Source organism: Stenotrophomonas sp. KH_029 (assembly GCF_057839765.1).
In genome coordinates, this window is sequence record NZ_CM174498.1 from 3,444,258 (window position 1) to 3,463,173 (window position 18,916).

Below are 18,916 nucleotides of genomic sequence, written 5' to 3' on the forward strand. Positions count from 1 at the left end.
AGGAAAGACGACGCTTATTTTCCCTTGAAAAACAGCGCCTTGGCTGCGGCCGAGAAGACCGGGGCCGGGGCCTGGGCCAGCGGCATCACGCCGATGTCGGCACCGTCGGCCACCGCCAGTGTCAGGTACAGCGCATTGCCGTCGGGCTGCGCACTGAATCCATTGCCCGCACTCAACCGGTCGGCATCCAGGCAGTACTCGGCAGGCCCCGCACCGGGGGTGAGGCGCGAGAACAAGGTGGCGCAATCGGCACGGTTGGACAGGTAATCGACGCTGCCATTGCGGGCCACCGCCCAGGTCCGGTAGCGCCAGCGCGACGGCCGGTCCCCGCTGACCTGGCGGATGCTGCCGGGGTCCAGCAACGCATCGGCCGACCACAGCCCACCGGCCGACAGCCGGGTGAACAGTACGCGCTGCGCGGCCGGGTCGAAGCGTGCCTGCGAGACCCCGTCGATGCTGCCCAACAGGCGCCAGGGGCTGTCGCGGCGGTCGAACAGCAGCAACCGCATGCGTTCGCTGGCATCGCGCTCGACCACCAGCACGTGCGCGGCATCGCCGGCGTACAGCGCCTGCAACGGCTGCGCCACGGGCACCGGCAGCGGCACCACCAAGTCATCGCGCGGGGATACTTCGTAGATCACCGGCCGGGCCTGCGCATCGCGGCCGGAGACCAGCAACCGGGTGCTGTCGGCCGACCAGTCGGCCGCCTGCCGGGTTTCCGGGCGCAACCCTTCGACCGGACGCAGCGACTCGGGGCGGGCCAGGTCGGCCCACCACAGCCCGTAGTTGCCGGAGCGGTCGGAGGTGAACACCAGTTGCCGGCCGTCCGGGGCCAGCATCGGCTGCCCATCGCGGCCATTGGAGGCGAACAGGCGCTCGGGCGTGCCCGGATGGCCCTGCTCCAGCGGCACCCGGAACAGGCCGAACTGCGCCTTGCGGTGCACGAAGGCGAGCATGTCGTTGTGCCGCGACACCGCCGGCGACTGCGCATCGTCGATGCCGACATCGCGCAGCATGCGGGTCTGCGTGTCGAGCTCATACAGGCGCGCTTCGCTGTCCACGCGGCGGCCGAACACGATGTGGCGGCTGTCGCCGCGCCAAGCCCAGCCACGGATCTCGGCCGAATCGTCGGTCAACTGCTCCGGCACGCCCCCCTGCGCCGGCAGCCGCCACAGATCGCCGATCTGCGGGTTGCGCACGAACACGATCCAGCGCCCGTCGGGCGAGTAGCGCGGCGCATAGTCGAAACTGTCCTCGGCCACGGTATAGGCCAGCGCGCGCCATTGCCCGCTGGCGATGTCCAGGATGCGGATGCCACGGTGGGCAAAGCGCCCGGCCAGCGACCCGAACAGCAGGCCGCGGCCGTCGGGGGTCCAATCGAAACTGAGCAGCTCGGTGCCATCGCAGCGGGTGAGGTGGCGCACCGCGCCGCCGGTGGCGCTGGCGATCAGCACTTCGCAGGCGCCGTCGGCGGCAAAGCGCGCGAAGGCGATCTCGCGGCCATCGGGCGACCAGTTCGGGAAGCGGTCCGAGGCACCGTCGGGGGTGTCGGTCAGCGGCCGTGCCGGCGCATTGCCCGAGGTCTGGACCTTGATCGTGCTGCCCTTGCGTGTGGTGCTGTCGGCCTCATAGGCCACCTGCGAACCATCCGGGGACAAGGTCGGATAGGTCTCAAAGCCGGCGGTGGCGGTGATCAGGCGGTAGGGGCGCTGCGGGCTGCCCACCACCCGGCTGCCGTCCTCGAGCACGCCGCTGGACGCCACCGCCGCCGAGGGCCGCTGCAGCAGCAGTGCGGCCATCACCAGCAGCGCCACCAGCATGCCCAGCCCGACCAGCAGCAGCACATGCCGACGGATCCGCCGCCAGCGCACGCGCGCGGTCGCCGGCACCGCCCCGGCCGTCGCGGCAGCCGTTGCCGCATCCGGCTCGACCGCAACCGCAGCAGGTGCGCCCGGATCCAGTTCCACCACCCGCACCGGCACCAGCAGGCGGTAGCCGGTCTTGGCGATGGTTTCGATGTAGGCGGTGCCGGCCTCGTCGTCGCTGGCGAAGGCCTTGCGCAACTGGGTCACCGCCTGGGTCAGCACGTCGTTGGTGGGCAATGTATCGGGCCACACCTCGGCGAACAGTTCCTCGCGGGTCACCACCGTGCCGGGGCAACGCAGCAGGGCCTTCAGTACGCCCAGCGCCTTGGGCGTGAGCCGGCGCGGACGACGCGCACCGGGCGCCATGACCTCACGCGAGGACAAGGTAACGGTGCAATCGCCGATCCTGAGCTGATCGGCTGAAGGTGGCCCACTATCGATGCTGATCATTCCGGTGATACGAGTGAATGCAGAACAACGGGAACGCAGCATTCATCGCAATCAACCACCGATCGAACGAACCGCCAGATTCCGCACAAGGCATCAGCGCAAAGCGCAAAAACACTGAAGCGCGCGAATACTAGCCTATGCCGGTTAACCGCGCCTGTGCGCGTGGACGACACCAGGCTCTCTCTCGCCGACGAATTCACATAAATGACGTCACCATTCGCGCCTTCGGGCGCGAATTTTTTATCTGCGATTCAGTTTCGTTCACGCCGCAGCATGGTCAATCCGACCAGACGCGACACCACCAGGGCCACATACATCACGCCTGCGAACTGTTCCAGCATTACCAGCGCGCGGGCCTGCGGATGCACGGGCACCACATCGCTCAACCCCACCCCCGACAACAAGCTGAAGCTGAGATAAAGCAGCTCCATCCAGGTGCGCAATTCGCTCTCGCTGGTGGCGAGGAAACTGCCCGGGTACCACTGCTGGCAGACCGCGAAGGCGAAGGCGAACGCCCAGGCCAGCAAGGTGAAGGTGGCACCGGCGGCGAACAGTTCATCGCGGGTGACCTTGTGGTCCTGCAGCATGTAGGCGGTCAAGCTACCGGCGGTATAGAAATACAGCAGGCACTCCAGCAGTTGGGCGGCGGTGGTGAGCCCGGGCCGGCCCAGCAGGGCGCCGCTGACCGAACACGCCACCGCCGGGATCGCCAGCAGCAGGGCCAGCCCGATCCCCAGCGGGCTGCGCCGCGCCACCCACAAGGCCAAGCCGAGCACGGCGATGCCGAACGCCCCGAACAGCGCGCCACTGGCCCCGGCCTCGTCCATCGCCGGGTACAGCAGCACGCCCAGCAGTTGCACCCCCAACAACCACGCCGAGGGATGGCGGCGGGCGATGGCCAGCCATTTGGTGGTACGTGCTATCGCCATGCCGGTTCCCCCATGCGGTCGCCGCCGAGCTTATCGCGGAACACGCCACGGCTGGATGAGCATGCCGGGACGGCGCGGTGCCGCCCCGGCGCCGTGCTCACTGCGGGCGGTAGACCTCGGCGCCGAGCTGGCGGAATTCGGCCGACTTTTCGGCCATGCCCGCCGCGATCGCGGCCTGCGCCTGCGCGTCCTGTCCGGCGGCATAGTCGCGCACGTCCTGGGTGATCTTCATCGAACAGAAGTGCGGCCCGCACATCGAGCAGAAGTGGGCCAGCTTGTGCGCGTCCTTGGGCAGGGTTTCATCGTGGAATTCCCTGGCCTTCTCCGGATCCAGGCCAAGGTGGAACTGGTCTTCCCAGCGGAACTCGAAGCGCGCCTTGCTCAATGCGTTGTCGCGCACCTGCGCGCCGGGGTGGCCCTTGGCCAGGTCGGAGGCATGCGCGGCGATGCGGTAGGCCATGATGCCGTCGCGCACGTCCTGGCGGTTGGGCAGGCCCAGGTGTTCCTTGGGGGTGACATAGCAGAGCATCGCCGTGCCGTACCAGCCGATCATCGCCGCACCGATCGCGCTGGTGATGTGGTCATAACCCGGTGCGATGTCGGTGGTCAGCGGCCCCAGCGTGTAGAACGGCGCCTCGCCGCACTCGCGCAGCTGCTTGTCCATGTTTTCCTTGATCAACTGCATCGGCACATGGCCGGGGCCTTCGACCATGGTCTGCACATCGTGCGTCCAGGCGATGCGGGTCAGCTCGCCCAGCGTCTCCAGCTCGCCGAACTGCGCGGCGTCATTGGCATCGGCGATGCAGCCCGGGCGCAGGCCGTCGCCCAGCGAGAAGGCCACGTCGTAGGCCTTCATGATCTCGCAGATGTCCTCGAAGTGGGTGTAGAGGAAGTTTTCCCTGTGGTGGGCCAGGCACCACTTGGCCATGATGCTGCCCCCGCGCGAGACGATGCCAGTGACCCGCTTGGCGGTGAGCGGCACGTAGCGCAACAGCACGCCGGCATGGATGGTGAAATAGTCCACGCCCTGCTCGGCCTGTTCAACCAGGGTGTCGCGGAAGATCTCCCAGGTCAGTTCCTCGGCGCGGCCATCGACCTTCTCCAGCGCCTGGTAGATCGGCACGGTACCGATCGGCACCGGCGAGTTGCGCACGATCCACTCGCGGGTTTCGTGGATGTGCCTGCCGGTGGACAGGTCCATCACGTTGTCGGCGCCCCATCGGATCGCCCAGACCAGCTTCTCCACTTCCTCGGCGATGCCCGAGGACAGCGCGCTGTTGCCGATGTTGGCGTTGATCTTGGTCAGGAAGTTGCGGCCGATGATCATCGGCTCGGATTCGGGATGGTTGATGTTGTTGGGCAGAATGGCGCGGCCGCGGGCGATTTCATCGCGGACGAATTCGGCGGTGATCAGGGCCGGGATCGACGCGCCGAACGCCTGGCCGGGGTGCTGCTGCAGCAGCGCCGCGTCACGCACGGCCTGCAGCCGCTGGTTCTCGCGGATCGCCACGAACTCCATTTCCGGGGTGACGATGCCGCGGCGGGCGTAATGCATCTGGGTGACGTTGGCACCGGCCACGGCGCGGCGCCGCGCGCTGCGTGCCGGGAAGCGCACCGCGTCCAGCCGCGGGTCGGCATCGCGCGCGCGGCCGAACGCCGAACTGGGGCCCTGCAGTATTTCGGTGTCGCCGCGCTCGGCGACCCAGGCCGCGCGCAGTGCCGGCAGCCCGGCCGCCAGATCGATGCGTGCCTGCGGATCGGTATACGGGCCGGAGGTGTCGTACACGGTCACCGGAGCGTTCTCTTCGCCGCCGAACAGGGTGGGCGTGCGGGTCAGCACGATTTCGCGCATCGGCACCTGCAGGTCGCTGCGCGTGCCCTGGACGTGGATCTTGCGCGAACCGGGAATGGGCCGGGTGACCGACTCGGAGAGTTGCTGGGCCTGCTGCTGCAAGGTGGAAAGCGCTGCGTTCATCGGTATCGTCCTGGTTGAACCCGGCAACTGGCGGTACGGCCGCTAGCGGAGGGTTCGTGTTGGGAGGGACGAAACGGCGGCGCACGGCCGAGGGATTGCGGGCGGTCTGCGGGCACGGGGGCCCTGCGGCGCAATACATCGGCAGTTGCGAAGCTTCCCTACGCCGGTATCAACCGGATCAGGTTCGATGGGACTGTCTCAACCCGGCCCAGATGGACCAGGTACCCCCGCTTCGGGGCGAATTAGACCACAACGGCGGCGCCATTGGCGTGCGCGGCTGCGCCTGGATGCCGCGGCATCGCTGCACGTGAAAGGCTGCTGACGGTGAATCGACTAGAATGGTGCGGCGCGGCACGGTAGTGGCCTGCCGCCCAGGAGTTCCGCATTGTCCGGCATCGACCGGCTTGATTCGCCCCAGCGCCGGTTGGTGGTGCTGGAGACGGCAGGCATTCGCTCGCCCCTTTTGTACGGAGAAACTCCTTTATGGTGTTTCGTATTTCCATCGCACTGATCATCGCATTGGTGCTGATCGCCGGCATCGCGCCCGGCCCCTTCAACGACGTGGTCCAGAGTGGCTTGACCACGGTGATCCGCAGTACCGGCTGGATGTACCTGCTGGTGGTGTTCATCACCTTGTCGTTCCTGATGTACCTGGCGTTCGGCCGCTTCGGCAGCCTGCGCATCGGCGGCGAAGAGGCCGAACCGGATTTTTCCAACGCCAGCTGGATGTCGATGCTGTTCGCCGCCGGGATGGGCATCGGCCTGGTGTTCTGGGGGGCGGCCGAGCCGATCTCGCATTTCATCAAGCCACCGGAAGGGTTGGCGCCACAGAGCATGGAAGCAGCGCGCGCCTCGATGCGCTATGCATTCTTCCATTGGGGCCTGCATCCGTGGGCGATCTATGCGCTGATCGGGCTGGCGATGGCCTGGTTCCAGTTCAACCGCAATGGGCGCGGGCTGATCAGCGACCTGCTGCAGCCGATCATCGGCGCCCACCACCGTGGCTGGATGGGAACGGTGGTCAACGTGGCGGCGGTGGTGGCCACCGCGATCGGCGTGGCCACCACGCTGGGCTTCGGCACGATCCAGATCGCCGCCGGCGTGGAACGGGTATTCGGCATCCGCTCGACGGTGCCGGTGCAGCTGACCATCATCGTGGTGGCGTTCGTGCTGTACATGGCTTCCACCACCAGCGGGGTGAACCGCGGCATCAAGTGGCTGTCCAACTTCAACCTGGGCCTGGCGGCGTTGCTGCTGGCGCTGATCCTGGTGCTGGGGCCGACCGGTTTCATCTTCGACACGTTCACCACCACGATCGGGTCCTACCTCAATTCGCTGGTGACGATGAGCCTGCGCATGTCGCCGTTCTCGGGCAGTACCTGGGTGGCGGACTGGACGATCTTCTACTGGGCGTGGTGGATCGCCTGGGCGCCGTTCGTGGGCTCGTTCATTGCGCGCGTATCGCGCGGGCGCAGCATCCGCGAGTTCGTGCTGGGCGTGGTGATCGCCCCCAGCGTGCTCGGCTTTGTGTGGTTCTCGGTGTTTGGCGGCACGGCGCTGTGGTCGCAGATCTTCGGCCATGTGGACCTGGCCCAGGCGCTGGGCAATGGCTATGAGACGGTGTTGTTCACCATGTTCGACAGCCTGCCGATGCCGATGGTGCTGTCGGTGATCGCGCTGGTGCTGTTGATGATCTTCTTCGTGACCTCGGCCGATTCGGCGGTGCTGGTGTTGGCCACGATGTCCACCGAGGAAGCCGGCGACCCGCCGCTGGCGCGGCGCATGGTGTGGGGCGTGGCGATCGCGTTGATTGCCGGGGTGCTGCTGCTGGCCGGCGGGCTGACCGCCCTGCAGGGCATGATCACGATCGCGGCGTTGCCATTCGCGCTGCTGATGCTGCTGGTGATGTGGTCGCTGTACCGGGTGCTGGACATGGAATACGCGCTGCAGCGCCGCCGTGCGCAGCGCGCGCGGCGGATGATGGATGCCTGGATCGAACGCGAGATTGCCGCGCAGGAAGAGACACGGGACGAGGCTGCTCGGGCACCTTGAGATTTTCGCTCTTTATTCTAAGAGCGGTCGCTTCGCTGTTGTCGGCTTGAGGGTCGGGGTGGGTGCGGGTGCGGGACTGTCGAAAACATGGGTCCGGCGCATGCGCCGGACGGGTTGGGCAGGACGCCCAACCCTGGCCTTGCCGGATGCGCAGGAACGCGCATGCGAGCAAGTTTTCGCCAAGCCCCCAAGGAAGGGTTTACGGCGTGTCCCGCACCCCCACCCACGCCGGCCCAAACCAGGCAAATGCAGAACGCTTCGCAGCTGCTCCTGCTCAGTACCCCGCCGCCTGCCCGTCCTTGCGGCTCTCCGACGCCCCGTAGTACACCCCGGTGTCCGGGTCGCGCAGGATCGCCTGGTAGCCGCCATACGGACCATCGGCAAACACCACCCGATGGCCCTTGCGCATCAGCGCGCGCACCGTTTCGTACGGGAAGCCCGTTTCCAGGTTGACCTCACCGCCATCGCTCATCGCCGTGGCCTGTCCGGTGGGTTCGGTCGAGCCCTCGTGCTGGATACGTGGTGCATCGCCGGCCTCCTGCAGGTTCATGCCGAAGTCGACCATGTTCATCACGATCTGCGCATGCCCCTGCGGCTGCATCGCCCCGCCCATCACCCCGAAACTCATCCACGGCTTGCCATCCTTGGTCACAAAGGCCGGGATGATGGTCTGGAACGGGCGCTTGCCCGGCGCATAGCCGTTCGGGTGGTCCTTGCGCAGCACGAACATCTCGCCGCGGTCCTGCAGGATGAAGCCCAGCCCCGGCGGTGCCATGCCGCTGCCCATGCCGCGGTAGTTGGACTGGATCAGCGACACCATCATCCCGTCCGCGTCGGCCACGGTGAGGTAGATCGTGTCGCCTTCCTGCAGCTGCTTCGGCGTGCCCGGCTGCACTTCGCGCAGCGCCTTGTCCATCGAGATCAGCTTGCGCCGCTCGGCCGCATAGGCCTTGGACACCAGCTTCTGCACCGGCGCCGGGTGGAACGCCGGGTCGGTGTAGAAGCGCGCACGGTCGGCGAAGGCCAGCTTCTTGGCCTCCACGAACAGGTGCACGTGTTCGGGCGAGCCGAAGGCGATCTTGGAGAAGTCGTAGCCTTCCAGCACGTTGAGGATCTGCAGCGCGGCGATGCCCTGGCTGTTGGGCGGCAGTTCCCAGACGTCATAGCCACGGTAGTTGCTGCTCACCGGCTCGACCCACTCACCATGGTGGCTGGCCAGGTCCTCATAGCTCAGGTAGCCGCCGTTGGCCTTGAAATAACTGTCGATGGTGCGGGCGATATCGCCCTTGTAGAACGCATCGCGGCCACCGCGCGCGATCTGCTCCAGGGTGTTGGCCAGGTTCGGGTTCTTCCACATCTGCCCCTTGCGCGGGGCGTGGCCGTCGACGGTGAACTGTTCCGTGAAGCCGGGGTACTTGGACAGCTTGGGCACCGAGCGATCCCAGTAGTAGGCGATCACCTCGGCGACCGGGTGGCCCTGCCGCGCATAGCCGATCGCCGGGGCCAGGTTGTCGGCCATCGGCTTGCGGCCGAAGCGTTCGTGCAGCGCGAACCAGCCATCTACCGCGCCGGGTACCGACACCGGCAGTGGGCCGGTGGCCGGGATCTCCTTCAGCCCGCGGCGCTGGAACTCGGCCAGGGTCAGCGACTTCGGCGAGCGGCCCGAGCCGTTGTAGCCGTACAGCTTCTGCGTCTTGGGGTCCCACACGATGGCGAACAGGTCCCCGCCGATCCCGTTGCCGGTCGGCTCCATCAGCCCCAGCGCCGCGTTGGCGGCGATCGCCGCGTCCACCGCCGAGCCGCCGGACTTCATCACATCCAGTGCGATCTGGGTGGCCAGTGGCTGGGAGGTGGCCGCCATCGCGTGCGGGGCGATCACCTCCGAACGGGTGGCGAAGGGATGGCCGGTGATGCGGTCGGCACCGATCGCGGCGATCGGCAGGGCACACAGCACGGCGGCGGCAAGCAGGCCGCGGGCAAGATGTCGGGACACGGGGTGGTTCCTGATGGAGGGTAGCCCCCCGATAGTGGCCGCACCGCGCCCCCGATGACATCCGACAATGGTCATGCCAGGCGCACGGGGCGGCCCGGAATCCGCGCAGAACGCCGCGCCAAAATAGTGAATTCGGGTTCACCGTAACGATTTCAACCGCAACCATCCTTGCGTGGCGAGGCTTTGCGCTGGATGCAGGCGAAACTGTCGGAAATCTGGCCGCCAGGGTTGACAGCGCCAAAACGCCTGTGGTTTTCTCGATCTCATGTTGCAGCGCACAGCCACCCGCGAATCCATCCAGCACGCCGACACCGGCGGCGCCTCGATCCGTTCGCTTCTCGTCCTCGTACTTATTACCCAACCAACAGGTGCGGGACGGACCGGCGTGTAAGCAAGACTGCCAGGTATCCATCAAAACCCGCACCCACCCAGGTGCGGGTTTTTTCGTTTCAGAGCCCCTGCATTCCTCCCCTCCCCCTTTCGACTGCCCCCTGCCGCCATGAACCGCCCTCCCGCCACCACTGCTTCGATGCCCACCGCCTGCACGGCCGGTGCCTGCGGTCGTGGCACGGCGCATGCCACCGCTTCCCCTGACTGGCCGACGCGTCGCTGACCGTCGGCCACTTTTTTTCTTTCCGCCAAAGGACCTCCCCCATGAGCACCAACGACCTGCCCCAGATCAAGATCGCCGTTGTCGGCTACGGTAGCCAGGGCCGCGCGCACGCGCTGAACCTGCGTGAATCCGGCTTCGATGTCGTCGTCGGGCTGCGCCCGGGCGGCCCCACCGAAGTCAAGGCACAGGCCGACGGCTTCACCGTCAAGGCCCCGGCCGAGGCGGTCAAGGACGCCGACCTGGTCGCCGTGCTGACCCCGGACATGGTGCAGAAGAAGCTCTATGAAGACGTGCTCGCACCCAATATGAAACAGGGCGCGGTACTGCTGTTCGCGCACGGCCTGAACGTGCACTTCGACATGATCAAGCCGCGCGATGACCTGGACGTGGTGCTGGTGGCGCCCAAGGGCCCGGGCGCGCTGGTCCGCCGCGAATACGAGATCGGCCGCGGCGTGCCGTGCATCTGGGCGGTCTACCAGGACAAGAGCGGCAAGGCGGCCGAGTTCGCGCTGGCCTACGCCGCCGGCCTGGGCGGCGCGCGCGCCAACCTGATCCAGACCACCTTCAAGGAAGAAACCGAGACCGACCTGTTCGGCGAGCAGGCCGTGCTGTGCGGCGGTGCCTCGGCTCTGGTCCAGGCCGGCTTCGAGACCCTGGTGGAAGCCGGCTACCAGCCGGAAATCGCCTACTACGAAGTGCTGCACGAACTGAAGCTGATCGTGGACCTGTTCTACGAAGGCGGCATCACCCGCATGCTGGAATTCATCTCCGAAACCGCCCAGTACGGCGACTACGTCAGCGGCCCGCGGGTGATCGACGCCGGCACCAAGGCGCGCATGAAGGACGTGCTGACCGACATCCAGAACGGCACCTTCACCAAGAACTGGGTGGCCGAATACGAAGCGGGCCTGCCGAACTACAACAAGTTCAAGCAGGCCGACCTGGAGCACCCGATCGAGAAGGTAGGCAAGGAACTGCGCGCCAAGATGGTCTGGTTGCAAAGTCAAGCCGCGTAACTGCGCGGCTCCCCCACCCGCTTTCGTAAAGGTCACCGCATGAACACCTCCGCCCACAGCAGCGCGCCCCGCAACGGCGCACGCTGGTTGACGCAGGCCCTGGAAGCCGAAGGCGTGCACACGCTGTTCGGCTATCCGGGCGGCACCATCATGCCGTTCTACGACGCCCTGGTGGATTCCGGGTTGAAGCACATCCTGGTCCGCCACGAACAGGGCGCGGCCCTGGCCGCCAACGGCTATGCGCGCGCCAGCGGCCACGTCGGCGTCTGCGTGGCCACGTCCGGACCCGGCGCGTCCAACCTGGTCACCGGCATCGCCGATGCGATGCTGGACTCGGTACCGATGGTCTGCATCACCGGCCAGGTCGCCACCCCGCTGCTGGGCACCGACGCGTTCCAGGAACTGGACGTGTTCGGGCTGACCCTGCCGATCGTCAAGCACAGTTGGCTGGTGCGCCGTGTCGAGGACCTGCCGCGGGTGGTCGCCGAGGCGTTCCGGATCGCCCGCGAAGGGCGGCCCGGGCCGGTGCTGATCGACCTGCCCAAGGATGTGCAGATCGCCGATGCCTCGCACCTGCCTGCGCATGTTCCGCAGGCGGTGAACCCGCCGCCGGCACCACAGGCGGACGCCATCGCGCAGGCGATCGCGGCGATCGCCACGGCTGAAAAGCCAGTGGTCTATGCCGGTGGCGGGGTCGCCCTGGGCGATGCGGTCGAGGACTTCCGTGCCTTCGTCGACGCCAGTGCGATTCCCACCGTGCTGACCCTGCGCGGGCTGGGTGCGCTGCCCGCGCAGCACCCGCACTACCTGGGCATGCTGGGCATGCATGGCACCCGCGCGGCCAACATGGCCGTGCAGGAAAGCGACCTGCTGGTGGTGGTGGGTGCGCGCTTCGACGACCGCGCCACCGGCAAGTTGAACGAGTTCGCCCCGTTTGCACGGGTCATCCACATCGACGCCGATGCGTATGAAATCTCCAAGCTGCGTACCGCCGATGTGGCGGTGCCGGGCAACGTGGGCAGCGCGTTGCGCGCGTTGACCGCCGCCTGCGACACGCCCACCCCGGCCCAGGACGGCTGGCGCAAACGCTGCAGCGGCCACCGCGAACGCTTCGCCGCGCGCTACGACGCGCCGGGCAAGCACATCTATGCGCCGGCGCTGCTCAAGCGCCTGAGCGAGCTGGCCCCGAGCGACGCGATCATCGCCTGCGACGTCGGCCAGCATCAGATGTGGGTGGCCCAGCACTGCCGTTTCAACCACCCGCGCAACCACCTGACCAGCGGCGCCCTGGGTACCATGGGCTTTGGCCTGCCGGCAGCGATGGGCGCGCAGTTCGCCTGCCCCGACCGCACCGTGGTACTGGTCTCCGGCGACGGCAGCTTCATGATGAACGTGCAGGAGCTGGTCACCATCGCCCGCTGCCGCCTGCCGGTGAAGATCGTGCTGCTGGATAACAGTTCGCTGGGCATGGTGCGCCAGTGGCAGGAGCTGTTCTTCGCCGAGCGGTACAGCGAGATCGACCTGTCCGACAACCCCGATTTCGCGGCGCTGGCGCAGGTGTTCGGCATTCCGGCCACCCGCATCGACACGCGCGACGATGTTGAAGGGGGCCTGGCCGCACTGCTGGCCCAGCCCGGCCCGGCGCTGCTGCACGTGGGCATCGATGCGCGCGCCAACGTGTGGCCGCTGGTACCACCCAACACCGCCAACAGCACCATGCTGGACAGCAACCCCGCACACCAGTCCCAGGAGTTCCCCAATGCAATACCGGCTTGACCTGGTGCTGACCCCGGCCGAAGGCGCGCTGCTGCGCGTGATCGGCATGGCCGAACGCCGCGGCTTCGCCCCGCGCGCGATCGCCGGCGCGCCCAACGCCGCCGACGCCGGCCGCTGGCACCTGCAACTGGTGGTGGACAGCGCGCGCCCGCCGGAGACCCTGCGCCGGCAGATCGAGAAAATCTACGACTGCGTGTCGGTGCGGATCAGCGCACTGGAACCCGGCCCCGGAGTATCGGCATGAACGCCCGCACCGTTGTCCCGGTGCCGGTACGGAGGGGTCTTCTCGAAGCACATGGATGTGCGAGTGGTGCGCGTGCAGGACGCACAAGGTCGCACCGCGAAGCACAGGGATGTGCAAATGGTGCGCGTGCAGGACGCACGACGTCGCACCACGACGACATTCCGTTCCAGCGGCTTCATGCGGCCGGCTGTCAGCGTGGCCAGCTGCGCCATGCCGGCTAGCCGCACTGCTCAGGAACCGGAGGTAGGCGACGTAAGCGTCGCCGACGTGCTGGCCGCGCAGGCGCGGCTGCGCCGTTACCTGCCGCCTACCCCGCTGCATTACGCCGAACGTTTCGGGGTCTGGCTGAAGCTGGAGAACCTGCAGCGCACCGGCTCCTACAAGGTGCGCGGGGCGTTGAATGCGCTGCTGGCCGGGCGCGAACGCGGCGACGACCGCCCGGTGATCTGCGCCTCGGCCGGCAACCACGCCCAGGGTGTGGCCTGGGCCGCCTATCGGCTGAATATCCCGGCGATCACGGTGATGCCGCACGGCGCACCGGCCACCAAGATCGCCGGTGTCGCCCACTGGGGCGCCACCGTGCGCCAGCACGGCAACAGCTATGACGAGGCCTATGCCTTCGCCCGTGCGCTGGCCGACCAGCACGGCTACCGCTTCCTGTCCGCCTTCGACGATCCGGACGTAATCGCCGGCCAGGGCACGCTGGGCATCGAACTGGCCCCGCATGCGTCGGACGTGGTGATCGTGCCGATCGGCGGCGGCGGGTTGGCCTCGGGCGTGGCGCTGGCATTGAAATCGCAGGGCGTGCGCATCGTCGGCGCGCAGGTCGAAGGGGTCGATTCGATGGCCCGCGCGATCCGCGGCGACGTCCGCGAAATCGCCCCGGTCGCTACCCTGGCCGACGGCGTCAAGGTGAAGATCCCCGGCTTTCTGACCCGCAAGCTGTGCAGCGCCCTGCTGGACGACGTGGTGATCGTGCGCGAGGCCGAGCTGCGCGAAACCCTGGTGCGGCTGGCGCTGGAAGAACACGTGATCGCCGAAGGCGCCGGCGCGCTGGCGTTGGCCGCCGGCCGCCGCGTGGCCGGCAAGCGCAAGTGCGCGGTGGTCTCCGGCGGCAACATCGACGCCATGGTGCTGGCCCAGCTGCTGGCCGACATCCGCCCGCGGCCACCGCGCAAACCACGCCGCCGCGCCAGCGAGCGCACGCGACCCCCGCTACCAACCGTGCTCGCCACACCCCCCGACTCCGTTCCGCATCCCATTCCTGCCATTCCTGCCATCCCATCCGACATTGCCGTCGAGGAGACCTCCTGGTGACCATGCCCAACTCCCCCCGCATCAGAATTTTCGATACCACCCTGCGCGACGGCGAGCAATCGCCCGGCTGCAGCATGTCCCCGCCGCAGAAGCTGGTGATGGCACGCGCCCTGGCCGAACTGGGCGTGGACATCATCGAAACCGGTTTCCCGGCCAGTTCGCAGTCCGACCGCGAGGCGATGACCCTGATCGGCCGCGAGCTGCGCCAGACCACCCTGGCGGTGCTGTCGCGTTGCCTGGCCGGCGACATCGAGACCTCGGCCAAGGCGCTGGAAGCAGCCGCCAAGCCGCGCCTGCACCTGTTCCTGTCGACCAGCGCGCTGCACCGCGAGCACAAGCTGCGCATGAGCCGTGAGCAGGTGCTGGAATCGGTGCACAAGCATGTCAGCATGGCCTGCGGGTACGTCGACGACGTGGAGTTCTCGGCCGAGGATGCCACCCGCACCGAAGAGGACTTCCTGATCGAAGTGGCGCGCGTGGCGGTGGCCGCCGGCGCCACCACCATCAACCTGCCCGACACCGTGGGCTTCACCACCCCCGAGGAAATCCGCGGCATGTTCCAGCGGGTGATCGCCGGGGTTCCCGACAGCGACCGCATCGTCTTCAGCGCGCACTGCCACAACGACCTGGGCCTGGCCGTGGCCAACTCGCTGGCCGCCATCGAAGGCGGCGCGCGCCAGGTGGAATGCACCATCAACGGCATCGGCGAGCGCGCCGGCAACTGCTCGCTGGAAGAGATCGCGATGGTATTGAAGGTACGCAATGCCTTCTACGAGGAAGACACCCGGATCAATACCCCGCGCCTGGTCGGCACCTCGCAGCTGCTGCAGCGGCTGGTCGGCATGCCGGTCCAGCGCAACAAGGCGATCGTGGGCGCCAATGCGTTCGCGCACGAATCGGGCATCCACCAGCACGGCATGCTGCGCCACCGCGGCACCTACGAAATCATGCGCCCCGAAGACGTGGGCTGGGAATCCTCGCAGATGGTGCTGGGCCGCCACAGCGGCCGCGCCGCGGTCGACCAGCGCCTGCGCGCGCTGGGCTTCTGGCTGGAAGAGGAAGAGCTGAAGCTGGTGTTCGAGCAGTTCAAGGCGCTGTGCGAACAGCAGCGCGTGGTCACCGATGCCGACCTGCAGACCCTGATGCAGGGCAGCGCCACCCAGAACGGCTACCGGCTGGCCTCGATGACCATCAGCGATGTCGGCAGCCGCGCCAACGCGCTGGTGGAACTGTCCGATCCGGACGGCAACCGCGTCGCCGAGACCGCCCAGGGCGATGGCCCGGTGGATGCGCTGTTCGGCGCGCTGTCGGCCGCTACCGGCGTGCAGCTGATGCTGGACAGCTACCACGTGCACAGCGTGGGCATCGGCGCCGATGCGCGCGGCGAAGCCAACCTGAGCGTGCGCCACGAGGGCGTGGAGTACGAAGGCACCGGTACCAGCCGCGACATCATCGAAGCCTCGGCGCTGGCCTGGCTGGACGTGGCCAACCGCCTGCTGCGCCAGCGCAACGCGACGACCGAACAGCCCGCGGCGACCGCCGCGGCCTGAGCACCCATGAAGCACCCCGAACCGCAGCAAGGCCAGTCCATGACCCCAGCTCCCCGCACCCTGTACGACAAACTGTGGGATGCCCACGTCGTCGTTCCCGAGACCGACAGCGCGCCCGCCGTGCTGTACATCGACCTGCACCTGATCCATGAAGTGACCTCCCCGCAGGCCTTCACCGAACTGCGCGAGCGCGGCCTCTCCCCGCGCCGGCCGGACCGGACCAAGGCGACGATGGACCACTCCACCCCGACCCTGCCGGCCGGTGCCGACGGCAAGCTGCCCTACGCCAGCGCCGCCTCCGAAGCACAGGTGGCGATGCTGGCCGCCAACTGCGCGGAACATGGCATCGAACTGTTCGACCTGCAGTCGGCCAGCCGCGGCATCGTGCACGTGATCGCCCCCGAGCAGGGCTTCACCCAGCCGGGCATAACCATCGTGTGCGGCGACAGCCACACCTCCACGCATGGGGCGTTCGGCGCACTGGCCTTCGGTATCGGCACCAGCGAGGTTGGCCATGTGCTGGCCACCCAATGCCTGCTGCAACGCAAAGCCAGGACCATGGCGATCACCGTCGATGGCATGCTGGCCCAGGGCGTCGGCGCCAAGGATGTGGTGCTGCACATCATCGGCGTGATCGGCGTCAACGGCGGCACCGGTCATGTGCTGGAGTTCCGCGGCAGCGCGATCGAAGCGATGGACATGGAGCAGCGCATGACGTTGTGCAACATGTCGATCGAAGCCGGCGCGCGCGCCGGCATGGTCGCCCCCGACCAGACCACCTTCGACTGGGTGGCCGCCACCCCGCGTGGTCCCAAGGACGCCGACTTCGAGGCCGCCGTCAACGCGTGGTCGCAGCTGCGCAGCGATGTCGGTGCGCGCTTCGACGTGGAGGTCCACATCGATGCCGCCGACATCCGCCCGACCCTGACCTGGGGCACCCACCCCGGTACCGCGATCGCCGTGGACCAGCCGATTCCGGCCGCCAACGACGCTGCCGCGCAGAAGGGCCTGGACTACATGCACTTCCACGCCGGGCAGACCTTGGCCGGCACGCCGGTGGATGTGGTCTTCGTCGGCTCCTGCACCAACGGCCGCCTCAGCGACATGCGCGAGGTGGCGCAGGTGCTGCAGGGCCGCCGCGTCGCCCCGAGCGTGCGCATGCTGGTGGTACCCGGCTCGGAAATCGTCAAACGCCAGGCCGAAGCCGAAGGCATCGATGTGATCGTGCGCGCGGCCGGTGCCGAATGGCGCGAGCCGGGCTGCTCGATGTGCATCGCCATGAACGGCGATCTGGTCGCGCCGGGGCAACTGGCGGTCAGCACCAGCAACCGCAATTTCGAAGGCCGCCAAGGGCCCGGTTCGCGCACCCTGCTGGCCTCGCCGATGACGGCTGCCTGGGCGGCGGTGAACGGCCGCGTGGCCGACCCACGCGAACTGTATGCCACGCTGGAGGTGGCCTGATGAGCGGCTTCCGTACCCTGACCTCGACCAGCGTAGTGCTGCGCGAGACCAACATCGATACCGACCAGATCATTCCGGCGCGCTTTCTGTCCACCACCGAGCGGGTCGGCCTGGGCAAGCACGCCTTCAACGACTGGCGCTGGCAGGCCGATGGCACGCCCAACCCGGCATTCGCCTTCAACCAGCCGCACAATACCGGGCGCAGCATCCTGCTGGCCGGGCGCAATTTCGGCTGCGGCTCCTCGCGCGAACATGCGCCGTGGGCGCTGGCCGACCTGGGCCTGCGCGCGATCGTCAGCAGCGAGATCGCCGACATCTTCCGCGGCAATTCGCTGAAGAACGGCCTGCTGCCGATCGTGCTGGACGAAGCCGATGTGCAGACGCTGATGCAGCGCCCCGATGACGCACTGACCATCGATGTGGCCGCGCGCGAACTGCGCACGCCCGATGGGCGCGTGTATGCCTTCCCGCTGGATGGCTTCTCGCAGACCTGCCTGCTGGAAGGCGTGGACCAATTGGGGTATCTGTTGGGCCGTACCCCTGACATTGAACGTTACGAGAATGAACATGCACGCTGAGATTGTCGTATTGCCGGGTGACGGCATCGGTCCGGAAGTCGCCGCCGCCGCCGTGGCGGTGCTGGAGGCCGTCGCCACCCGTTTCGGGCACACCTTCGGGTTCCAGGAACACGACATCGGTGGCATCGCCATCGATCGCCACGGCGAGCCGCTGCCGGCCACCACGCTGGAGGCCTGCCGCAAGGCGGACGCCATCCTGCTCGGTGCGGTGGGCGGGCCGAAGTGGTCCGATCCCAACGCCAAGGTCCGGCCGGAACAAGGCCTGCTGGCGATCCGCAAGGCGCTGGGGCTGTACGCCAACCTGCGCCCGGTGCGCACGCACGCGGCCGCGCTCGGCGCCTCGCCGATCAAGGCCGAACTGCTGGAAGGCGTGGACTTCGTCGTCGTGCGCGAACTGACCGGCGGCATCTATTTCGGTGAGAAGACGCGCACCGCCGACACCGCCAGCGACCTGTGCAGCTACAGCGTGGGCGAGATCGAGCGCGTGCTGCGCACCGCCTTCCGCCTGGCGCAGACCCGCCGCGGCAAGGTCACCTCGGTGGACAAGGCCAACGTACTGGAAACCTCGCGCCTGTGGCGCGACGTGGCCGCACGGATCGGCCGCGAGGAGTTCCCGGAGATCGCACTGGAACACCAGCTGGTCGATTCGATGGCCATGCACCTGCTGGCCAAGCCGCGCGAGTACGACGTGATCGTCACCGAGAACATGTTCGGCGACATCCTCACCGATGAGGCCTCGATGCTGGCCGGCTCGCTCGGCCTGCTGCCGTCGGCGTCGCTGGGCGAGCCTGGCGCGGTGGGCATCTACGAACCCATCCACGGCTCGGCCCCAGACATCGCCGGCAAGGGCATCGCCAATCCCTACGCCACCATCTTCAGCGCGGCGATGCTGCTGCGCCATTCGCTGGGGCTGGAAGACGAAGCAGCTGCCGTGGAAGCAGCCGTGCATGCGGCGCTGGATGCCGGCGTGTTCACCGCCGACCTGGCGGCCAAGGGCGCGGCGGTGAGCACCACCCAGGCCACCGATGCGGTGCTGGCGCGGCTGCGCGGGTAACCCACCGCATTGCCACCGGTAGAGCCACCCCGTGGGTGGCTGC

At 67.8% G+C, this 18,916-nt stretch carries 13 protein-coding genes and 1 riboswitch; of the genes, 9 read left to right on the forward strand and 4 right to left on the reverse strand.

Annotation, left to right across the window (positions count from 1 at the left end; translation table 11 throughout):
* Window positions 1-14 precede the first annotated feature (14 nt).
* From AC3ITM_RS15450 to thiC, 3 genes are all read right to left on the reverse strand, one after another.
* On the reverse strand, window positions 15-2,315 hold the full coding sequence (locus AC3ITM_RS15450) for a winged helix-turn-helix domain-containing protein (RefSeq protein ID WP_489266249.1): 2,301 nt from the start codon (window positions 2,313-2,315) through the stop codon (window positions 15-17).
* 251 nt (window positions 2,316-2,566) lie between these two features.
* Complete coding sequence (locus AC3ITM_RS15455; protein ID WP_489266251.1) at window positions 2,567-3,244, reverse strand: ion channel; 678 nt, start codon at window positions 3,242-3,244, stop codon at window positions 2,567-2,569.
* Window positions 3,245-3,341: 97 nt separating this feature from the next.
* Window positions 3,342-5,219, reverse strand: coding sequence for a phosphomethylpyrimidine synthase ThiC (gene thiC / locus AC3ITM_RS15460; RefSeq protein ID WP_489266253.1), 1,878 nt, complete (start codon window positions 5,217-5,219; stop codon window positions 3,342-3,344).
* 137 nt (window positions 5,220-5,356) lie between these two features.
* A riboswitch (TPP riboswitch) is annotated at window positions 5,357-5,458 on the reverse strand.
* Window positions 5,459-5,702: 244 nt separating this feature from the next.
* Here thiC and AC3ITM_RS15465 point away from each other — a divergent pair.
* Window positions 5,703-7,271 (forward strand): BCCT family transporter, encoded by a 1,569-nt coding sequence (locus tag AC3ITM_RS15465; protein WP_489266255.1) that lies wholly within the window; start codon window positions 5,703-5,705, stop codon window positions 7,269-7,271.
* Window positions 7,272-7,545: 274 nt separating this feature from the next.
* On the opposite strand, the gene ggt is transcribed toward AC3ITM_RS15465, so the two are convergent.
* Complete coding sequence (gene ggt / locus AC3ITM_RS15470) at window positions 7,546-9,264, reverse strand: gamma-glutamyltransferase (RefSeq protein WP_489266257.1); 1,719 nt, start codon at window positions 9,262-9,264, stop codon at window positions 7,546-7,548.
* 609 nt (window positions 9,265-9,873) lie between these two features.
* On the opposite strand from ggt, the gene ilvC reads away from it, so the two are divergent.
* From ilvC to leuB, 8 genes are all read left to right on the forward strand, one after another.
* Entirely contained in the window at window positions 9,874-10,893 is a 1,020-nt protein-coding gene (gene ilvC / locus AC3ITM_RS15475) for a ketol-acid reductoisomerase (protein WP_489270116.1), read from the forward strand.
* Window positions 10,894-10,932: 39 nt separating this feature from the next.
* Window positions 10,933-12,669 (forward strand): acetolactate synthase 2 catalytic subunit, encoded by a 1,737-nt coding sequence (gene ilvG / locus AC3ITM_RS15480; protein WP_489266259.1) that lies wholly within the window; start codon window positions 10,933-10,935, stop codon window positions 12,667-12,669.
* The gene (locus tag AC3ITM_RS15485; protein ID WP_228887316.1) at window positions 12,653-12,913 is read left to right on the forward strand and encodes an ACT domain-containing protein; all 261 of its coding nucleotides are present in this window, start codon (window positions 12,653-12,655) and stop codon (window positions 12,911-12,913) included. The genes ilvG and AC3ITM_RS15485 overlap by 17 nt, the downstream gene beginning before the upstream one ends.
* A 210-nt stretch (window positions 12,914-13,123) precedes the next feature.
* Window positions 13,124-14,230, forward strand: a complete 1,107-nt coding sequence (locus AC3ITM_RS15490) for a threonine dehydratase (RefSeq protein ID WP_489270117.1) — start codon at window positions 13,124-13,126, stop codon at window positions 14,228-14,230.
* A gap of 2 nt (window positions 14,231-14,232) precedes the next feature.
* Window positions 14,233-15,780: a 2-isopropylmalate synthase gene (locus tag AC3ITM_RS15495; RefSeq protein WP_489266261.1), complete on the forward strand. Its 1,548-nt coding sequence runs from the start codon at window positions 14,233-14,235 to the stop codon at window positions 15,778-15,780.
* A 39-nt stretch (window positions 15,781-15,819) separates the two neighbouring features.
* Complete coding sequence (leuC, locus tag AC3ITM_RS15500) at window positions 15,820-17,241, forward strand: 3-isopropylmalate dehydratase large subunit (protein ID WP_489266263.1); 1,422 nt, start codon at window positions 15,820-15,822, stop codon at window positions 17,239-17,241.
* Window positions 17,241-17,819, forward strand: a complete 579-nt coding sequence (gene leuD, locus AC3ITM_RS15505) for a 3-isopropylmalate dehydratase small subunit (protein WP_489266265.1) — start codon at window positions 17,241-17,243, stop codon at window positions 17,817-17,819. The genes leuC and leuD overlap by 1 nt, the downstream gene beginning before the upstream one ends.
* On the forward strand, window positions 17,809-18,873 hold the full coding sequence (leuB, locus tag AC3ITM_RS15510) for a 3-isopropylmalate dehydrogenase (protein WP_489266267.1): 1,065 nt from the start codon (window positions 17,809-17,811) through the stop codon (window positions 18,871-18,873). The genes leuD and leuB overlap by 11 nt, the downstream gene beginning before the upstream one ends.
* Window positions 18,874-18,916 lie beyond the last annotated feature (43 nt).